This window comes from Rhodococcus sp. JS3073, from assembly GCF_026810085.1.
GTDB classification, from domain to species: Bacteria; Actinomycetota; Actinomycetes; order Mycobacteriales; family Mycobacteriaceae; genus Rhodococcus_F; species Rhodococcus_F wratislaviensis.
This window is the reverse complement of record NZ_CP113951.1, coordinates 720,556-737,843: the sequence shown is the minus strand read 5'-3', so window position 1 is coordinate 737,843 and position 17,288 is coordinate 720,556. Positions and strand designations below refer to the sequence as shown.

Here is a 17,288-nt window from a genome sequence, read left to right as displayed (position 1 = left end):
GGGAGCCTGCCGTTTGGTCTAGACCATTGGGCCACTGCTAGGAGAACGGCAGGTGAACAATTGGTATAGACCATTTTTCGGGTACGCTCTGCCGCATGAACGACGACAGTGACGCGTCCGGAGAGTCCGTGCTGATCGAAGTTGCGGCGGCGCTGCGGTCGCTGCGCGGCGTCTACGACGGTGAGCCGATCGACGAACTCGACCACGCCCTCCAGTCCGCGGGGCGGGCGATGGACGACGGCGCCGACGACGAGTTGATTCTCGCCGCCGCACTGCACGACATCGCCCGCAGTCCCGCGCTGGGGTTTCCCGGCGACTGCGCGCACGACCGCGAGGCGCGCGACTGGCTCACGCCGCGATTCGGGGAACGCGTCGGGTGGCTCGCCGGGGCGCACGTCGCCGCCAAGCGCTATCTGGTGGCCACCGAATCCGGTTACGCGGCAACGCTGTCCGGCCAATCGATTGCCACGCTGGACAAGCAGGGCGGCGCCGCCGTCGACGCCGAGTTCACCGGGCATCCCTCTTGGCCCGACGCCGTCCGGCTCCGGCGCTGGGACGACGCCGCGAAAGTCCCCGGGGCGCAGGCGCCGAGCGTCGACGACGTGATCGCCGTCGCGCGCAGGGTGCGGCTTGCGGTGACACCCACGCCATGACGGAAACGCCGAACGTCCCCAAGTACTACCGGGTCCGCACGGAACTCGAGTCGATCCTCGCCGAACTCGAGGTGGGCGACGCGGTGCCGGCGGAGCGGGAGCTGGCCCTGCGGTTCACGGTGTCCCGCGAGACGGTGCGGCAGGCCATCCACGAACTGCTGGTCGAGGGTCGCGTCGAGCGTCGCGGCCGCGGCACCGTCGTCGCCAGCCCCAAGCTCGTGCAACCGCTGTCGTTGCGGTCCTACACCGAGGGTGCGGTCAGCCAGGGCCGGGTGCCCGGGCGCGAACTGGTGACGTTCGAGGAACTCGGCGCCGACGCGGATCTCGCCGAGGCGCTCGGGCTCGCGTTCGGAGCGCCGGTGATCCACCTCGAACGCGTCCTCCTTGCGGACGACGAGAAGATCGGGCTCGAGAGCACCCATCTGCCCGCCGAGCGGTTCGGGGAGATGGCGCGCCGATTCGACCCGGGCACCTCGCTGTACGCGGCGATCCGCGGGACCGGCGTGGTGTTCGCGTCGGCGACCGAGCGGATCGAGACCGTGCTCGCCTCCCCGCGGGAGGCCGCGCTCCTCGACTCGACCACCGCGATGCCGATGCTGCGGCTCCACCGTGTCTCGCTCGACACCGACGGCGTCCCCATCGAACGGGTGCGTTCCCTCTACCGCGGCGACCGGATCGCCTTCCTCACCACACTGCGGGAGTGACATCGACGCGCACGACGGGTCCGGACGCGCCCGGGTCATACACGGGTCTAACCTGGTACCCATGTCTGTCCGCACAGCACTGAGCCCCGGAACCGTGTCTCCCGTCCTCGCCGTACCGGCGGGGATCGAGCGTCCCGAGTACGCGTGGAAGCCCACGGCAAAGGAAGGCAACGAGCCGTGGGTGCAGACCCCGGAGACCATCGAGGCCATGCGGGTGGCGAGCAAGATCGCCGCGCAGGCCCTGCAGGAGGCGGGTAAGGCGGTGGCGCCGGGTGTCACCACCGACGAGCTCGACCGCATCGCGCACGAGTACATGATCGATCACGGCGCCTATCCGTCGACGCTCGGCTACAAGGGTTTCCCCAAGTCGTGCTGCACGTCGCTGAACGAGGTGATCTGCCACGGCATCCCCGACTCGACGGTGATCCAGGACGGCGACATCGTCAACATCGACGTCACCGCCTACATCGGCGGCGTGCACGGAGACACCAACGCCACGTTCCTCGCCGGGGATGTCGCCGAGGAGAACCGGTTGCTGGTCGAGCGGACCCACGAGGCGACGATGCGCGCCATCAAGGCCGTCAAGCCGGGCCGCGCGCTCAACGTCATCGGCCGCGTCATCGAGTCGTACGCGCACCGCTTCGGCTACGGCGTGGTCCGCGACTTCACCGGGCACGGCATCGGCACCACGTTCCACAACGGCCTCGTCATCCTCCACTACGACGAGCCCTCCGTGGACACGGTCATCGAACCCGGCATGGTGTTCACGATCGAGCCGATGATCAACCTCGGCGACATCGGCTGGGAGATCTGGGACGACGACTGGACCGTCGTCACCAAGGATCGCAAGTGGACGGCTCAGTTCGAGCACACCATCGTGGTCACCGAGACCGGCAACGAGATCCTCACCCTGCCTTGAGCGAGAACCGGTGGAAGGGCGCCCTGCTCGTCGCCGGCACCACGTCCGACGCGGGCAAGAGTGTCCTCGTCGCGGGACTGTGCCGGATGCTGGCGCGGCGAGGTGTCCGGGTGGCGCCGTTCAAGGCGCAGAACATGTCGAACAATTCCGTCGTCACGCTGGACGGCGGCGAGATCGGCCGGGCGCAGGCCCTGCAGGCCGCGGCCTGCGGACTCGAGCCGAGTGTCCGCTTCAACCCCGTGCTGCTGAAACCGGGCAGCGACCGCACGTCGCAACTGGTGGTGCGCGGCCGCGCGGTCACGTCCGTCGGAGCCCGCGACTACATCGAGCACCGGCAGCACCTGCGCGCGGTGGTGGCGGAGGAACTGGCGTCGCTGCGCGCCGAGTACGACGTGGTGATCTGTGAGGGAGCGGGCTCACCCGCCGAGATCAACCTGCGGGCCACGGACCTCGCGAACATGGGGCTCGCCCGGGCCGCCGACCTGCCGGTGGTCGTCGTCGGCGACATCGACCGCGGTGGAGTGCTCGCCCACCTGTTCGGCACCGTGGCGGTCCTCGCACCGGAGGACCAGGCGTTGATCGCGGGATTCGTGATCAACAAGTTCCGCGGCGACGTGTCGTTGCTGGCGCCGGGCCTCGAGCAGTTGACGGCCATGACGGGACGCCCCACACTCGGGGTGATTCCCTTCGCCGAGGACCTGTGGCTCGACGCCGAGGATTCGCTCGGTGTGGTGGGGGACGCCCCGGTCGGGCGCCCGGCGCCACCGATCGGCGACGACTGGCTGCGGGTGGCCGCGATCCGCCTGCCCCGCATCTCCAATTCGACGGACGTCGAAGCGCTCGCGTGCGAACCCGGCGTGTCGGTGCGCTGGGTCACCGATCCGTCTCGGCTCGAGGATGCCGACCTGATCGTCCTGCCCGGCAGCAAGTCGACCGTGTCGGATCTGGAATGGTTGCGCCGCAACGGCATCGCGGATGCGGTCGCCGCACACGCGAAACGCGGTGGCCCGGTGCTCGGCGTGTGTGGCGGCTACCAGATGCTCGGGTCCGTGATCGTCGACGACGTCGAATCCGGCCGGGGTGCTGTGTCCGGTCTCGGACTGCTCGACCTCGAGGTGGAGTTCGCCCCGGACAAGGTGCTCGCGCAGGTGCGCGGCGACGCTCACGGAGTTCCGGTGTCCGGATACGAGATCCATCACGGCCGGGTGCGGCGCAACGGCGACCAGCCGCTCCTCCATGCGAGCAGCGGCGCCGCGGAAGGAAGTATCCGCGGCGCCGTCTACGGCACGCACTGGCACGGACTGCTGGAGACCGACCGCTTCCGCCGGCTCCTGCTGGACGACGTGGCCGAACATGCGGGGAGAACCGGTTTCGTCACCGCACCGGACACGGATGTCGCCGCGATCCGGACCGGTCAACTCGATCTGCTGGCGGACCTGGTGGAGCAGAATCTCGATCTCCGTGCCCTCGAGGACCTCCTCGGCGCAGGTGCCCCGCAAGGCCTCCCGGCCATCGCGTCGAACCTGGTGCGCTAGGCCGTCGCGCGGCGGACGAGCGCCCACGCCGCGACGATCCCTGCCGCCGCGGCCAGTGCCGGCAGCCACACCATCGGCACCGACCGGGGCACGTCCGCGAACCAGTGGCCGATGTCCGGCCACCACTTCTGCCACGTGATCACGAATGCGGCGGCGCCTGCGGCGAGGAGTGTGCCGACGCCGAGCGTGAAGAGCCCCACCACCCGCCACCGGTGATGCAGTGCACCCAGGAACATTCCCGCCGCCGCGGTCAGTGACAGGAAGGCGAAGTAGGCGGCCAGCTGGATCGCCGGGTCGGACGTGAAGTAGTTGGGTATCGCGAACATCCGCATCCCGACACCCCAGCCGCCGGTGGCCTCCTCGATCAGCGACAGTCCGTAGAGCATCACCCCGAACACGAAGACCTGGACGGCGGCGACGATCAGGGTGGCCGCGAAATGTCGCGCCGGGTGACGCTCATCCCCAGTGCGAACGGGAACGTCTGTGTCATGGCCTGCAGGTAGAACGCGAGGGCGAACCCGAACAGGGAGAAGACACCGCCGGTGAAGTTGGTGTCGCTGCCGGTGTCACCGACCATCGCGAAGATGGCCGCACCGATCGTGAACGACGCGACCAGCACGCCCAGTGGCCACGCGACGAGCAGCGGCCAGGCGACGGTGTGGATGCGGGAGACGGTCAGGACCCGGTTCGTCATCGCGCGTCCTCCTTGGTGGCCGTGGTACTGCGGACCACGAGTTGTTGAATACTGAGCGGCTCGAAATGCAGACCGTCGTCGACCGCCCGGTCCCGTTCGGAGTCCGACAGGGTGGTCTGCACGGTCGCCCGTTCGTGATTTCCCAGCGATTCACGGTGCAGGACAGTCTTGTTCGAGGTGAAGTCTGCGACGAGCGACGCCAGGCCGGAGACGACGACAGCGCCTTCGCGAAGCGCGTCGGTGTCCTCGTCGAGGACGATCCGTCCCTTGTCGATCAGGATCACGTGTTCGATCAGGTCGCTGACCTCGTCGATGAGGTGTGTGGAGAGCACGACCGTGCGCGGGTGTTCGGCGTAGTCGGCGAGAAGCCGGTCGTAGAAGAGGTGCCGTGCCACCGCGTCGAGGCCGAGATACGGCTCGTCGAACAGGGTGAGTGGTGCGCGGGAGGCCAGACCGACCGTCACACCGAGCGCGGAGGTCATGCCCCGCGACAGCTTCTTGACCTTGCGGCACAACGGAAGATCGAAATCCTCCAGCAGTGTCTGTGCGAGTTCCTCGTTCCAGTGGGGGAGCAGGTGCCGTGCAGTCGCGAGGACGTGCGCGACCCTGAAGTCGTCCGGGTACTTCTGGCTCTCCTTGACGAAGCAGACGTCGGTGAGCACCCGGGAATTCTCGTGCGGAGCCTGACCGAAGATCTCGACCGCACCCGAAGTCTGGAACTCCTGGCCGGTGAGGATCTGCATGAGCGTGGTCTTGCCGGCGCCGTTACGGCCGAGGAGACCGTAGATCTTGTTCTCCTGCAGGGAGAAATCGATTCCGTCGAGGGCGACGAAGTCGCCGAATCGCTTACCGAGGCCCCGCGCCGAGGCGACCTCTTCGTGTCGAACGCTGTGCCGATCATCGTGCTCCCTCCCGTTGGTCGAGCATGGTCTTGAGTTCGGCGATGCTGACGCCGAGTTTGTCCGCCTCGGTGACGAGCGGCTCGATGAACTGGCGCGCGAACCGCTCGCGTCGCCGGAAGCGCAGCGCGTTCCGGGCGCCGGAGGTGACGAACATCCCGATTCCCCTCTTCTTGTAGAGGATCCCGTCGGCGACGAGCTGATTCAGTCCCTTTGCTGCGGTCGCCGGGTTGATCCGGTGAAAGGCGGCGAGCTCGTTGGTCGACGGCACCTGGCCTTCTTCGGGAAGGGTTCCGTCGATGATCGAGTTCTCGATGAGCTCTGCGATCTGCTGGAACAGCGGTCTGCCGTTGTCGATCATCGACGCCCGCCTCGTCGGTTGATCGGTTCATTACTCATGTAATGAACCATAGAACTGGGGAGGTCCGAGCGCAAGACGTCCCCGATCGCGTAGTTTTTAGCCCATGGAACTGACGCACGTGGCGGTGGGAAATGGAAACTGCACGGTCCGCATCGACGGACCGGAGAGCAAACACACCGTTCTCCTGCTACCGGGGGCCGGCGACGGACCGGATGTCTACGACGGCGTCTGCGAGCGCCTGCACAATTCCGATCTGCGCACGATCGTTCCCGAGGACATCACCGGTCTCGACGAATCGACGATCATGGCGCTGCTCGACGAACTGAAGGTCGGGTGGGTCAACCTCGTCGGGAGCCGGGAGGGAGCCGAACTGGCGTGGTCGCTGGCGGCCCGCCAGTTCGGACGCTTCGCCAGCCTCGTGGTGGCCGACCGGGGGCATCCGGCCGCACCCGACGCCGCCGGTGCGGTGCGCGGATCCGACTGCCCGCCCGTCGAACTCCCCACGACCGTGATGGTCGGCAGCCCCGACCGGCGTGCCGAGGCGGACGCGAGCGGACGCTTCGTCTACTCCGACTTCCGCGTCGTACAACTCGACGGTGTCACCAACGTCCCGGCGGCCGCGGCGGCGGAGCTGGCCACCGAGATCGTTCTCCGCACCAGCCCCTGGTAGATCCCGGCCCCACGCCGGGCGCGACCGTGCTCAGCGTGGGGCGTACATGATGACGGCCATGCCCAGCAGGCAGATCAGGGCACCTGAGACGTCCCAGCGGTCCGGGCGGAAGCCGTCCGCCACCATGCCCCAGATCAGCGAGCCCGCGACGAACACCCCGCCGTACGCGGCGAGGATGCGGCCGAAGTTCGCGTCCGGCTGCATCGTCGCGACGAACCCGTACGCCCCGAGCGCCGCCACACCGGCGCCGATCCAGATCCAGCCCCGGTGCTCGCGGACGCCCTGCCACACCAGCCACGCGCCGCCGATCTCGAACAGCGCCGCGACGGCGAACAGCGCGACGGACTTGGCGACCGTCACTCGGGCGGCAGGTCGAGGCCGAGGAGGGCGTTCTCGACGACCTCGGGCAGCGCCGGGTGGATCCAGTACTGCCCCCGCGCCATCTGCTGCGCGGTCAGCCCGAAACTCATCGCCTGGATCAGCGGCTGGATCACCGTGGGCGCCTGGGCGCCGATCACGTGCGCACCGAGCAGACGCCCGGTGCCGCGTTCGGCGACGACCTTGCACAAGCCCTCGTCGTCCTCCATTGCCCACCCGTAGGCGACGTCCCCGTACGCCTGCACCTTCACCGTGATGTCCCAGCCCGCCTCCCGGGCCTCGGCCTCGGTCAGCCCCACATGCGCGATCTGCGGGTCGGTGAACACGGCCGCCGGAACGAACCGGTGGTCCGAGGCACGCAGCCCCGACGTGTCCTTCCACGCGTCCTGCAGGAGATTGTGCTGAACGACTCGCGCCTCGTGGTTGGCGACGTGCTTGAGCTGGTACGGCGACGAGACGTCGCCGAGCGCGAAAACGCCTTCGCCACTGGTTCGTTGGTAGTCGTCGACCACGACACGTCCCTCGTCGTCGAGGTCGATGCCACCGGCGGCGGCCCCGATGGCGTCCCCGTTCGACTGCCGCCCGGTCGCCACCAGGAGAACGTCACCCGAGACGACGGTGCCGTCCTCCAGTTCGACCGCGACACCGGAACCGTCCCGGCGCACGGCGGCGACGGCGCTGCCGCGGTGCACGTCCCATTTCTTCTGGGCGAGATCCGTGAACCTGCGGGAGACGTCCTCGTCGAGGTGCCGCAGCAGGTGGGAGCTGCGCGCGATCACAGACACCCGGGTGCCCAGCGCGGAGAACACGTGCGCAAACTCGGCGGCGATGAATCCCGCGCCGATGATCACCATGCGCTCGGGCAGCTCCGGCAACCGCATGATGTCGTCGTTCGTGTAGTACCGCACGCCGGATTCCCGGACCACGCCGGGAATGATCGGCCGGGACCCGGCAGCGATCACCACCTGGTCGGCGGTGACGACCTCCCCGGTTCCCGTGTCGAGGGTCCGTGGGCCCACGAACGTCGCGTGCCCGCGAAACAGCGTGGTGTTCGGGCTGTCCTCGGCGCGGTAACGCTCACCGCCGGACGAGATCGGGTCGATGCGGCCGAAGACCCGTTTGACGATGTCCGGCCAGCGCACCCCCTCGAGCTGCGCGTCGACGCCGTACTTCGCGGAATTGCCGACCGTGCGGGCCACCTCCGCGGCGTAGACGAACATCTTCGTCGGGATGCAACCCACGTTCAGGCACGTCCCGCCGAACGTGCCCTCCTCCAGGATCGCGACCGTCTTGTCCGCGAACCGATCGTCGGGCAGCGAGTTGCCGGACCCCGAACCGATGATCGCCAGATCGAAATGTGTCATCGGTTGGCCTCCGCGGCGTTGTGGCCGTGCAGCCAGTCGAGCCAGAGGTCCACCTCGGCGAACGCCTCCGCCCGGGGCTGGTCGGCGGACAGGAACACGTCGTGCCGGGCGCCCGCGATCGGGACGATCGTGGTGCGATCGCCGAGGCACCCCGCCCAGCGGGCGATCTGCCGGACGTCGAGGACGGCGTCGGCCGTGTCGACCCGGGGGTCGTACCGCGGCGCGAAGTACGACGCCTTGGACCGGAGGATCAGCGCGGGAACCCCGATGTCGAGACCGCGGTGCAGCTGGGCGTGCCCGCGGCGCACCGCGCGCAGCCACCCGAACGTGACCGGGAAACCGCTCAGTGGCTTCCAGTCGAGGTTGTAGTTCCAGATGCCGTTGCCCTCGACGTGCAGGCTCACACCGTATGTGTCGAGCCCGGTCTTCGGGACGATCGACTTGCGCTTGACGCGCCCGACCGCGTCGACGGCCACCGTCCCCACGTTCCGCAGGTACGACGGACCCTGCAGGTCGAACCACGGGCTGTTGAGGATGACCCCGCTGATGCCGAGTGCGGCGGTGCCGCCCGGCTTGCGCTGCAGGCGGTGCAGCCACAGCGGCAGAACCAGACCGCCCGTCGAATGCGCGACGAGCAGGACCTCCCCGTCACCGGTCTGTTCCCGGACCTGGCGCAACGCCTCGTTCAGTTCGGCGTCGTACAGCGTCAGATCGGAGACGAAGTGCGGCGTCTGGCCGGGTTCGAGCGAGCGCCCGCACTTGCGCAGATCGAGTGCGAAGAACGCGTAACCTTGTTCGGCGAAGTGCTCGGCCAGGTGCTTCTGGAAGAAATAGTCGGTGAATCCGTGGACGTAGAGCACGGCGCGGCCGGTCTTCTTCGTCTCCTGCGCGGGCTGGTAGCGGATCAGCGTGGCTTTCACCTCGCCCTCGCCGTCGGGGTCGGTGCCGAGAGGAATGGTCAGCTGCTGATAACCGTCGCCGAGAACGTCGGGAGCCCATGTAGTCACAGATCACAATCTAATGTGCGATTCGGGGGCGCGGGGAGGCGCACAATTGGGGCAGGTGATTCTCGCTCATACGCGCGGGTAACCTATCCGGCGAACACGGCAGGCGTATGCGCGTACGGCTATGGACAAGGAAGTCGATACTCCAGTGTCAGATCAGAATGCGGTAGAGACGAAAACGGATGTAGTGCTGGTTGGCGCGGGCATCATGAGCGCGACGCTGGGAGCGATCCTGCGTCAGGTGCAGCCCGATTGGTCGATCACCACATTCGAGCGGCTCGACGCAGTAGCCGCCGAGAGCAGCGACCCGTGGAACAACGCGGGCACCGGCCACTCTGCGCTGTGTGAGCTCAATTACACCCCGCAGAACGCCGACGGCACCGTGGACATCACGAAGGCCGTCAACGTGAACGAGCAGTTCCAGGTGTCGCGGCAGTTCTGGGCGCACGGCGTCGAGAGCGGTGTGCTGACGCAGCCCAAGGAGTTCATCAACCCCATCCCGCACGTGAGCTTCGTGCACGGCGAGGCCAACGCGAAGTACCTCCGGGCCCGCTACGACGCCCTCGTCGGTCACCCCCTGTTCGCGGGCATGGAGTACATCGACGCCCCCGACGAGTTCACCCGTCGCCTGCCGTTGATGGCGAAGGGCCGCGACTTCAGCGATCCCGTCGCCCTCAACTGGACCCAGGACGGCACCGACGTCGACTTCGGCGCCCTGACCAAGCAGCTTCTCGGTTATGTCGGCGCGTCCGGCGGCGTCGTCCACTTCGGGCACGAGGTCACCGACCTCACCAAGCAGTCCGACGGCAGCTGGGTGGTCAAGGTCACCAACCGACGCAACGGTGTGAAGAAGGTCGTGCGCGCCAAGTTCGTGTTCGTCGGCGCCGGTGGCGGTGCGCTGCACCTGCTGCAGAAGTCCGGCATCGAGGAGGCCAAGGGCTTCGGCGGGTTCCCCGTCAGCGGCGCGTTCCTGCGCTGCACCAACCCGGAGCTCATCGACCAGCACCGCGCCAAGGTCTACGGCAAGGCCGCCGTCGGCGCGCCGCCCATGTCGGTTCCGCACCTCGATACCCGCGTGATCGGCAACAAGCCCGGACTGCTGTTCGGGCCCTACGCCGGCTGGTCGCCCAAGTTCCTCAAGCAGGGCCGCGTCACCGATCTGCCCAGTTCGGTCAAGCCGAACAACCTGCTCTCGATGCTCGGGGTCGGGGTCAGCGAACTCGGTCTCGTCAAGTATCTGATCAGTGAGCTCGCGATGTCCGAGGCCGGCCGGATCGAGACCCTCCGGGAGTTCGTGCCGAAGGCGCTCGGCAAGGACTGGGAGCTGATCACCGCGGGCCAGCGCGTGCAGGTCATCCGTCGAGCCAAGGGCAAGGGTGGTGTCCTCGAGTTCGGCACCGCCGTCGTCAACGCTGCCGACGGCAGCATCGCGGGCCTGCTCGGCGCGTCGCCGGGTGCATCGACCGCGGTGCCCGCCATGCTCGACGTGCTGCAGCGCTGCTTCCCGACCCAGTACGAGTCGTGGAAGCCGAAGCTCCAGGAAATGGTGCCGTCGCTGGGCGTGAAGCTCTCCGACGACACCGCGCTGTTCTCGCAGGTGTGGGACTGGACGTCGAAGGTGCTCCAGCTCGACACCAGCAAGGTGGAGGACGCGTCGGTCGCGGTCTGACGGACCGCCCGGCCCGGGTCCACGGGCGCGCACACTTGCCGGTGCTGTGCGATAGTTGCCTGTCATGACGGCAACTGCAGCACTCAAGCGTTCGTGGGCACTCGATCTCGACAACAAGACGCTCTACGAGTTGCTCAAGCTTCGCGTAGAGGTCTTCGTCGTCGAGCAGGCGTGCCCGTACCCGGAACTCGACGGCCGTGATCTGCTGGTCGAGACCCGCCACTTCTGGCTGGAGCAGGACGGCCAGGTGGTCTGCACTCTCCGGCTCCTCGAGGAGCACGCCGACGGCAACAAGTCGTTCCGCATCGGTCGGCTGTGCACGTCGCGGCCGGCGCGTGGGCAGGGGCACACCACGCGTCTGCTGCGCGCCGCGCTCGCCGAGGTCGGCGACGCGCCGTGCCGCATCAACGCGCAGACGTACCTGGTGGACATGTATGCCAAGCACGGTTTCAAGCCGGACGGTGAAGAGTTCGTCGAGGACGGCATTCCGCACGTCCCCATGCGGCGCGGCGGCGGTGCCGCTTACGGCGACGCCTACGAGGTCGCCGAGGCGGCCCCGTCGAGCGCCGGGCAGTGAGCGCCGACTAGGGTCGTCAGGTGAATGTCCGCGGGGAAGTCCTGTTCGAATCAGGCGCGGTCCCGCCACTGTGACGGATCTCTGACCGGCTGCCACCACCCTGGTTGCCGATCCGGTCTCCCAGCCAGATTGCCGCGGCGTTCGTACCGGCCAAAGCTCTCGGCGAGGAAACCGGGACGTGAAGGGATGCAGCGTGCGTACGGATCGTGAAGTGGACCAGGTTCGACCCGACTTTTCGTGGGGATTCCCGTTCAGCGCTGTGGTCGGTCAGGACCGGTTGCGGCTGGCTCTCATCCTCTGCGCGGTCCATCCCGGTATCGGCGGCGTCCTCGTCCGCGGTGAGAAGGGGACGGCCAAGTCGACGGTGGTCCGCGCACTCACCGCATTGCTGCCCGCGGTGCACGACGAGAACGGGACGCGCCCGGCGCGGCTGATCGAACTGCCGGTCGGAGCCACCGAAGACCGCGTGGTCGGTTCGCTCGACCTCGAGAAGGTCCTGCGCGACGGTGAGCGGGCGTTCCAACCCGGACTGCTGTCGGCCGCCCATCAGGGTGTTCTCTACGTCGACGAGGTCAACCTTCTGCACGACCATCTGGTCGACGTGCTCCTCGACGCGGCGGCGATGGGTCGCGTCCACATCGAGCGTGACGGCATCTCGCACTCGCACGCCGCCCGGTTCGTGCTGGTCGGCACGATGAACCCGGAGGAGGGCGAGCTCCGGCCGCAGCTCCTGGACCGGTTCGGGCTGGCCGTCGATGTCGCCGCGTCGCGGGAGGTGGACGTGCGCATGGAGGTGGTCCGGCGTCGCCTGGACTTCGAGCGTGACCCCGCACGGTTCGCCGAGCGCTACGCCGAGCAGGACGCCGCCTTGGCCGCCGCCATCCTCGAGGCCCGAGACCGGCTCGGCTCCGTCGAGCTCGACGACGTCGAGTTGCGCCGAATCTCTTCTCTCTGTGCGTCGTTCGACGTGGACGGCATGCGCGCCGATCTCGTCCTCGCCCGGACCGCGACCGCGCACGCCGCATGGCGGGGCGCCGGCGCCGTCACGGCGGAGGACGTGCGGGTCGCCGCAGAGCTGACCCTGCCGCACCGCCGCCGCCGGGATCCGTTCGACGAACCCGGCCTCGATGAACAGCAGCTCGACGACGCTCTCCGTCAGGCCGACGAGGATGCCAGGTCCGGCGCCGAGGAATCGCCGGAGCAGGAGCCGGGATCGCCGCCGGAGACCCCGCCCGGACCGGACGGCTCGGACAACGACCCCGAGGGACCCGACGATCCCGACGGGCCCGGAGGCGGGGCTCCGGCACCCCCGGAACGCCCGGCGGGACCGACCGGCACCCAGTTCACCACCAAGCTCCTCGAGGTACCCGGAGTCGGCGAGGGCGCGCCCGGCCGGCGTTCCCGTTCGCGCTCGTCCCGCGGTCGCGCGGTGCGCTCCACCGCCGAACAGGGGCACGGACTCCACCTGGTGGGCACGCTCTTCGCCGCCGCTGAGCGGCAGGTCGCCCGCGGCAGGAGCACCGGTCGGATGATCCTGGACTCCGCCGATCTACGCGGGGCGATTCGTGAGGGCCGCGAGGGCAACCTCGTGGTGTTCGTCGTGGACGCGTCCGGGTCGATGGCGGCTCGCGACCGATTGTCGGCCGTGACCGGTGCCGTCGTCTCACTGCTGCGCGACGCCTACCAGCGCCGCGACAAGGTGGCCGTGATCACGGTTCGCGGACGAGCCGCGGAACTGGTGCTGCCGCCCACCTCTTCGGTGGACATCGCCGTCCGCCGCCTGCGCGGAATGAAGACGGGCGGCAAATCCCCACTGGCTGAAGGGTTTCTGCGCGCGCGCGAGGTCGTGTTGCGGGAACGTCTCCGCGATCCGCAGCGCCGCGCCCTCGTCGTCGCGCTGACGGACGGGCGTGCGACCGGCGGCAAGGACGCACTGCACCGGGCGAAGGTGGCTGCGGGGCTGCTCGCGGACAGCTCGGTCGCGTCGGTGGTCGTCGACTGCGAGACCGGCATGGTCCGGCTCGGCCTGGCCGCGGAGCTGGCCCGCAGGCTGCGGGGCGGCTACGTCCGCCTCGGTGAATTGTCCGCGCAGCAGGTCGCGGGCGTCGTCCGCGCCGCGGCGTGATCCGGACGCGGATTCGGTAGGGGAGAGAGAAGACATGCCCAAGGGTGTTCCCGAGAACGTTCCCGACGATGGCCTCACCACACGTCAACGACGTAACGCTCCCGTGCTCGCGGTCCACACCGGGCCGGGTAAGGGGAAGTCGACGGCGGCATTCGGCATGGCGCTGCGTGCCTGGAATCAGGGATTCGACGTCGGGGTGTTCCAGTTCGTCAAGAGCGCCAAGTGGAAGGTGGGGGAGGAAGCAGCCTTCCGCGCCCTCGGTCAGCTGCACGAGGACACCGGTGTCGGTGGGGCGGTGCAGTGGCACAAGATGGGCGAGGGTTGGTCGTGGACGCGCAAGCACGGCAGCGAGGAAGACCACGCTGCCGCGGCCGCCGAGGGATGGCGCGAGATCGCCCGCCGGCTCGGGGCCGAGGAACACCGGTTCTACGTGCTGGACGAGTTCACGTATCCCCTGAAGTGGGGATGGGTGGATGTCGACGAGGTGGTCGAGGTCCTGCAGAATCGGCCGGGTAACCAGCACGTGGTGATCACGGGCCGCGACGCCCCGCAGGCGCTGATCGACGCCGCGGATCTGGTGACGGAGATGACCAAGATCAAGCATCCGATGGACGCCGGCCGGAAGGGCCAGCGGGGCATCGAGTGGTGACCACGCTCCCCGCGGCGCCCGCAGTGGTCATCGCCGCCCCCGCATCGGGTAGCGGAAAAACCACCGTCGCAACCGGTTTGGTGGGGGCATTGCGTGAGTCGGGCTGCAGGGTGGCACCGTTCAAGGTCGGCCCCGACTACATCGACCCCGGATACCACGGGCTCGCGGCGGGACGGCCGGGACGCAATCTCGACCCGGTCATGGTGGGCGCGCAGAGGATCGCCCCGCTGTACCGGCACGGCAGTTCGGGGTGCGACCTCGCGGTCGTCGAGGGCGTCATGGGCCTGTTCGACGGCAAGATCGACGCCGCGTCGCAGGAGCCGTCGGCCGAGGGATCGACGGCCCAGGTGGCCGCACTGCTCGGCGCACCGGTCGTGCTCGTGGTCGACGCCCGCGGGCACAGCCAGAGCCTGGCCGCGGTCCTGCACGGCTTCTCGATGTACGACTCCGGGGTCCGCATCGGCGGGGTGATCCTCAACCGGGTGGGAAGCCCGCGGCACGAACAGGTGCTGCGGCAGGCATGCGAGCGCGTCGGGCTCCCCGTGCTCGGCGCCGTGCCGCGGATGGCCGAACTGGAGGTCCCGTCCCGACACCTGGGTCTGATCCCGGCGGCGGAGCACGGATCCGACGCGGTGGACGCCGTCGATGCGATGACCCGATTGGCCGCCCGCCACCTCGACCTGCCCGCCATCCGCGCGCTCGCGGCCTCGGCGGTCGACGGGCCGGTGTGGGACCCCGCCGCCGAGGTCGGGCCGATTCCGCCCGGCCCGCGCCCGACCGTGGCGATCGCCGGGGGCCGGGCGTTCACCTTCGGGTACGCCGAACACCGCGAACTCCTGGGCGCCGCCGGTGCGGACGTCATCACGTTCGACCCCCTGCACGACGCGCTGCCGCCCGGCACGAGCGGCGTGGTGCTGCCCGGTGGTTTCCCCGAGGAGCACGCCGTCGCCCTCGGGGAAAACTCTGCGCTCCTGACACAGATCCGGGAACTCGCCGCGGCGGGTGCACCGATCCATGCGGAGTGCGCCGGTCTGCTCTACCTCGCCCGCAGCCTCGACGGGCACGCGATGGCTTCAGTGGTCGGGGTCGACGCCTCGTTCGGGTCTCGTCTCACGCTCGGGTACCGCGAGGCGGTGGCGGTCACGGACTCCATCCTCTTCGCCACCGGTGAGCGGGTGGTCGGCCACGAGTTCCATCGCACGTCGCTCGCTGCGGCCGAGGCGGACGGCTTCGCACCGGCCTGGGGATGGCGGCCGTGGGACGGCGACCCTGCGCGCGAGGGTTTCGTGCGCGGCGGCGTGCACGCGTCGTACCTGCACACGCACCCCGCGGGTCACCCGGAGGCGATCCCCCGTTTCGTCGGCGCGGCCCGCACCTTCGCCGCGCATGGGTGACGTCTGCGTCGGCGTCGGGTTCCGCGCGGCAGCGGGCAGCGCGGACATCCTCGCCGCTGTCCGGCAGATGCTGACGTCCGCGAATCTGGGTCCGGACGCGACGCTGGACTGCCTGTGCACCCTCGACCGCAAGGCAGCGGACCCGGCTGTCCGGGATGCGGCAGCGGCGTTGGGTGTCCCCGTCCGCGGATTCGCCGCGGGGGCACTCGCCACCGTCGAGGTGGCGAACCCGTCGGACCGGGTGCACGCGGCGACGGGATCGCCGAGCGTCGCGGAAGCGGCGGCGGTGCTCGGCGCGGGCGGCGGGCCCCTGATCGTGACCAAGTGGTCCGCGAATGGCGTCGTCGTCGCAGCAGCCCGTAAAGTTTCGTAGGTTCGAGACGAGACGTGCAGGATTTTCTGGAGAAACGGGGAGAGCGCGTGACTGCTGCCACCGGAGACGAGACCAACTACCTGGTCGGACTCAATTTGGCCGATCGTCGTGTGGTCGTGGTCGGTGGCGGAACAGTGGCACAGCGCAGGCTCGGGCTCCTGATCGCGTCGGGTGCGCGGGTGCACCTGATCAGCCGCGCGGTCACGCCGGCGGTCGAGGGAATGGCCACCGCGGGACAGATCACACTGGAACTTCGCGAATACCGGGACGGCGACCTCGCCGACGCCTGGTACGCCATCGCGTGCACGGACGAACCGGACACCAACGCGGCGATCGTCGCCGAGGCGGAGCGGAATCGTGTCTTCTGCGTCCGCGCCGACAACGCCCGCTACGGCACCGCCGTCACACCGGCGAGCGCGAGCTACGACGGGATGAGCATCGGCGTGCTGGCGGGCGGCGACCACCGCCGGTCCGCCGCAGTGCGCACCGCACTCGTCGAGGGCCTGCAATCCGGTGCGGTCGCCGACACCGCCGACCACCCGGCGGCCGGTGTCGCACTGGTGGGCGGCGGCCCCGGCGACCCCGATCTCATCACCGTGCGCGGCCGTCGACTGCTGGCCCGGGCCGACGTGGTGGTCGCCGACCGGCTCGCCCCGCCGGAACTGCTCGCCGAACTCGGCTCCGACGTCGAGGTCATCGACGCGGCGAAGATTCCCTACGGCCGCGCGATGGCGCAGGAGGCGATCAACGCCGCCCTCATCGACGGCGCGAAGGCAGGCAAGTTCGTGGTGCGGCTCAAGGGCGGCGACCCGTACGTGTTCGGGCGCGGCTACGAGGAACTCGAGGCGTGCGCGGCGGCGGGTGTGCCCGTCACGGTCGTCCCCGGCATCACCAGCGCCATCTCGGTGCCGTCGGCCGCCGGCATCCCCGTCACCCACCGGGGCGTCACCCACGAGTTCGTCGTCGTCAGCGGTCACGTCGCCCCCGACCACCCGGATTCCCTCGTCGACTGGTCGGCCCTGGCCCGGTTGAAGGGCACCATCGTGTTGCTGATGGCCGTCGAGCGCATCGAGGCGTTCGCGACGGTCCTCATGGAGGGTGGGCGTCCGGTGGACACCCCGGTCACGGTCATCCAGGAGGGCACGCTGCGCACGCAGCGCACCGTGCGGGCCGATCTCCAGACCGTCGCCGCCCGGGTGAAGGAAGAGCAGATCCGGCCGCCTGCCATCGTGGTCATCGGGCCGGTGGCCGGGTTTTCTGTGGACGCTGGGTAACGTGAACCCTCGTGTCTGAATCCCGAGTGCCCGAAGGCGCATCAGC

Annotated in this window: 16 protein-coding genes and 2 pseudogenes; 12 read left to right on the top strand and 6 right to left on the bottom strand. The window is 69.2% G+C overall.

Annotated elements, in window-relative coordinates; genetic code table 11:
• Positions 1-95: 95 nt before the first annotated feature.
• The 4 genes from OYT95_RS03560 to OYT95_RS03545 all read left to right on the top strand — a co-directional run bounded on the left by OYT95_RS03560 (position 96) and on the right by OYT95_RS03545 (position 3,811).
• On the top strand, positions 96-653 hold the full coding sequence (locus tag OYT95_RS03560) for an HD domain-containing protein (protein WP_037245616.1): 558 nt from the start codon (positions 96-98) through the stop codon (positions 651-653).
• Entirely contained in the window at positions 650-1,357 is a 708-nt protein-coding gene (locus tag OYT95_RS03555) for a GntR family transcriptional regulator (protein ID WP_037245618.1), read from the top strand. Before OYT95_RS03560 ends, OYT95_RS03555 begins: the two co-directional genes overlap by 4 nt.
• Positions 1,358-1,418: 61 nt before the next feature.
• Entirely contained in the window at positions 1,419-2,276 is an 858-nt protein-coding gene (gene map, locus OYT95_RS03550) for a type I methionyl aminopeptidase (RefSeq protein ID WP_016880170.1), read from the top strand.
• Entirely contained in the window at positions 2,273-3,811 is a 1,539-nt protein-coding gene (locus tag OYT95_RS03545) for a cobyric acid synthase (RefSeq protein WP_037245620.1), read from the top strand. The genes map and OYT95_RS03545 overlap by 4 nt, the downstream gene beginning before the upstream one ends.
• On the opposite strand, the pseudogene OYT95_RS44425 reads toward OYT95_RS03545, so the two are convergent.
• The 3 genes and pseudogenes from OYT95_RS44425 to OYT95_RS03525 form a co-directional block, all read right to left on the bottom strand.
• Positions 3,808-4,505 (bottom strand): annotated as a pseudogene (locus tag OYT95_RS44425) (ABC transporter permease). The gene OYT95_RS03545 and the pseudogene OYT95_RS44425 sit on opposite strands and share 4 nt — an antisense overlap.
• Positions 4,502-5,406 (bottom strand): annotated as a pseudogene (locus tag OYT95_RS03530) (ABC transporter ATP-binding protein). The pseudogenes OYT95_RS44425 and OYT95_RS03530 overlap by 4 nt, the downstream one beginning before the upstream one ends.
• Positions 5,403-5,765 (bottom strand): GntR family transcriptional regulator, encoded by a 363-nt coding sequence (locus tag OYT95_RS03525; protein ID WP_037245628.1) that lies wholly within the window; start codon positions 5,763-5,765, stop codon positions 5,403-5,405. The pseudogene OYT95_RS03530 and the gene OYT95_RS03525 overlap by 4 nt, the downstream one beginning before the upstream one ends.
• Positions 5,766-5,868: 103 nt before the next feature.
• Here OYT95_RS03525 and OYT95_RS03520 point away from each other — a divergent pair, with 103 nt between their 5' ends.
• Positions 5,869-6,435: an alpha/beta fold hydrolase gene (locus OYT95_RS03520; RefSeq protein WP_037245631.1), complete on the top strand. Its 567-nt coding sequence runs from the start codon at positions 5,869-5,871 to the stop codon at positions 6,433-6,435.
• Positions 6,436-6,465: 30 nt separating this feature from the next.
• On the opposite strand, the gene OYT95_RS03515 is transcribed toward OYT95_RS03520, so the two are convergent.
• From OYT95_RS03515 to OYT95_RS03505, 3 genes are read right to left on the bottom strand one after another with little or no spacing between them, the layout of a single operon-like run.
• Positions 6,466-6,795: a YnfA family protein gene (locus tag OYT95_RS03515; protein ID WP_015890329.1), complete on the bottom strand. Its 330-nt coding sequence runs from the start codon at positions 6,793-6,795 to the stop codon at positions 6,466-6,468.
• Positions 6,792-8,177, bottom strand: a complete 1,386-nt coding sequence (mtr, locus tag OYT95_RS03510; RefSeq protein ID WP_037245634.1) for a mycothione reductase — start codon at positions 8,175-8,177, stop codon at positions 6,792-6,794. Before mtr ends, OYT95_RS03515 begins: the two co-directional genes overlap by 4 nt.
• Complete coding sequence (locus OYT95_RS03505; RefSeq protein ID WP_037245639.1) at positions 8,174-9,184, bottom strand: alpha/beta hydrolase; 1,011 nt, start codon at positions 9,182-9,184, stop codon at positions 8,174-8,176. Before OYT95_RS03505 ends, mtr begins: the two co-directional genes overlap by 4 nt.
• Positions 9,185-9,305: 121 nt before the next feature.
• Between OYT95_RS03505 and mqo the strand changes: the two genes are divergently transcribed.
• From mqo to cobA, 7 genes are all read left to right on the top strand, one after another.
• Positions 9,306-10,850 (top strand): malate dehydrogenase (quinone), encoded by a 1,545-nt coding sequence (gene mqo / locus OYT95_RS03500; RefSeq protein ID WP_037245641.1) that lies wholly within the window; start codon positions 9,306-9,308, stop codon positions 10,848-10,850.
• Between the two features lie 64 nt (positions 10,851-10,914).
• On the top strand, positions 10,915-11,427 hold the full coding sequence (locus tag OYT95_RS03495; RefSeq protein ID WP_037245643.1) for a GNAT family N-acetyltransferase: 513 nt from the start codon (positions 10,915-10,917) through the stop codon (positions 11,425-11,427).
• A gap of 211 nt (positions 11,428-11,638) precedes the next feature.
• On the top strand, positions 11,639-13,552 hold the full coding sequence (locus OYT95_RS03490) for a magnesium chelatase subunit D family protein (protein WP_037245646.1): 1,914 nt from the start codon (positions 11,639-11,641) through the stop codon (positions 13,550-13,552).
• Positions 13,553-13,586: 34 nt separating this feature from the next.
• On the top strand, positions 13,587-14,201 hold the full coding sequence (gene cobO / locus OYT95_RS03485; RefSeq protein WP_037245649.1) for a cob(I)yrinic acid a,c-diamide adenosyltransferase: 615 nt from the start codon (positions 13,587-13,589) through the stop codon (positions 14,199-14,201).
• A complete protein-coding gene (locus tag OYT95_RS03480) occupies positions 14,195-15,595 on the top strand; it encodes a cobyrinate a,c-diamide synthase (RefSeq protein WP_037245651.1) in 1,401 nt (466 codons plus the stop codon). Before cobO ends, OYT95_RS03480 begins: the two co-directional genes overlap by 7 nt.
• Positions 15,588-15,968, top strand: a complete 381-nt coding sequence (locus OYT95_RS03475) for a cobalamin biosynthesis protein (RefSeq protein WP_037245654.1) — start codon at positions 15,588-15,590, stop codon at positions 15,966-15,968. Before OYT95_RS03480 ends, OYT95_RS03475 begins: the two co-directional genes overlap by 8 nt.
• A 47-nt stretch (positions 15,969-16,015) precedes the next feature.
• Positions 16,016-17,242, top strand: a complete 1,227-nt coding sequence (gene cobA / locus OYT95_RS03470; protein WP_011598457.1) for a uroporphyrinogen-III C-methyltransferase — start codon at positions 16,016-16,018, stop codon at positions 17,240-17,242.
• The last annotated feature ends 46 nt before the right edge of the window (positions 17,243-17,288 follow it).

Bases quoted from the DNA above. Each gene is read 5' to 3' on its own strand.
- OYT95_RS03560 (WP_037245616.1), top strand. From the start codon at position 96: ATGAACGACGACAGTGACGCGTCCGGAGAGTCCGTGCTGATCGAAGTT.
- OYT95_RS03555 (WP_037245618.1), top strand. From the start codon at position 650: ATGACGGAAACGCCGAACGTCCCCAAGTACTACCGGGTCCGCACGGAA.
- map (WP_016880170.1), top strand. From the start codon at position 1,419: ATGTCTGTCCGCACAGCACTGAGCCCCGGAACCGTGTCTCCCGTCCTC.
- OYT95_RS03525 (WP_037245628.1), bottom strand. From the start codon at position 5,765: ATGATCGACAACGGCAGACCGCTGTTCCAGCAGATCGCAGAGCTCATC.
- OYT95_RS03520 (WP_037245631.1), top strand. From the start codon at position 5,869: ATGGAACTGACGCACGTGGCGGTGGGAAATGGAAACTGCACGGTCCGC.
- mtr (WP_037245634.1), bottom strand. From the start codon at position 8,177: ATGACACATTTCGATCTGGCGATCATCGGTTCGGGGTCCGGCAACTCG.
- mqo (WP_037245641.1), top strand. From the start codon at position 9,306: ATGGACAAGGAAGTCGATACTCCAGTGTCAGATCAGAATGCGGTAGAG.
- OYT95_RS03495 (WP_037245643.1), top strand. From the start codon at position 10,915: ATGACGGCAACTGCAGCACTCAAGCGTTCGTGGGCACTCGATCTCGAC.
- cobO (WP_037245649.1), top strand. From the start codon at position 13,587: ATGCCCAAGGGTGTTCCCGAGAACGTTCCCGACGATGGCCTCACCACA.
- OYT95_RS03475 (WP_037245654.1), top strand. From the start codon at position 15,588: ATGGGTGACGTCTGCGTCGGCGTCGGGTTCCGCGCGGCAGCGGGCAGC.